The sequence below is a fragment of the Rhodococcus sp. EPR-157 genome (genome assembly GCF_001647195.1).
GTDB lineage: Bacteria > Actinomycetota > Actinomycetes > Mycobacteriales > Mycobacteriaceae > Rhodococcoides.
On record NZ_LVCV01000685.1, the window covers coordinates 1 to 906 of the forward strand.

Annotated in this window: 2 protein-coding genes; one reads left to right on the forward strand and one right to left on the reverse strand. The window is 63.0% G+C overall.

The features are described 5' to 3' along the window. The coding region (locus tag A2J03_RS29365; protein WP_068381757.1) for a PH domain-containing protein at positions 1-365 on the reverse strand (365 nt) is incomplete at its 3' end. A gap of 69 nt (positions 366-434) precedes the next feature. Here A2J03_RS29365 and A2J03_RS29370 point away from each other — a divergent pair. Further along, positions 435-906: sugar O-acetyltransferase (locus tag A2J03_RS29370; protein WP_068381760.1), on the forward strand; the 472-nt coding region annotated here is incomplete at its 3' end.

Genomic DNA, 906 nt, shown 5'->3' on the forward strand with positions numbered 1-906 from the left:
ACCGTCGACAAGCCGAGCAGTCGATCGATCGGCCCCCGCTCGGTGTCGACGGTCTGCACCCGCGAGATCGGTGCGATGCGTCGCTCTTGGTTGAACCATCCTGTGCGCGTGTACACCGCGGTATCGCTGATCTCCCAGCGGTGCACCCGGTATCGCCACTGCGGCGTCACGATGATGTCCAGTGCAGCGAGCACCACGGACACGGCGAACACCGCCACGTGCGGCCACGTTGTCCACTCGTCGACGATCACCGCCCAGACGACCTGCGCGATGAACAGGGGGATCCAGATCAAAGTGGCATTGATCGCCCACAGTTGCTTCGCACGGGGACTCGGACGCCACGCTGGGTCGGTCATCGTGATCATGCCTACGAATCTATCGCCTGCCGTCGAGGCACGTGGCCGTGGGCGACCGGTCACGTACCGTTCGGTCTCATGGGTACTCAACGTGACGCAATGGTGCGCGGCGAACTGTACAAGGACAGCGATCCGGACCTGATTGCCGAACGCAAGGCATGTCAGAGGATCCTCGACGAGTTCAATGCGACCGGGGCGGACGAGGACGATCGACGTCGTGACCTGCTCACCGGCCTGCTCGGCGGCTTCGGCGAGTCGTCGTGGATCATGCCGCGATTCCAGTGCGACTACGGATCGCTGATCCGAATCGGCTCGAACAGTTTCTTGAACTACGACGCGATCCTGTTGGACTGCGCCCCCATCACGATCGGGGACGACGTGTCCATCGGTCCCCGTGTTCAGCTGCTCACGGCTTTGCATCCGATGGACGATCACGAAGCTCGACGGCAACGGTGGGAGAGTGCTGCCCCGATCTCGATCGGCGACAACGTCTGGTTGGGCGGTGGCGTCATCGTGTGTCCAGGTGTCACGATCGGCGAGAACTCGGTGG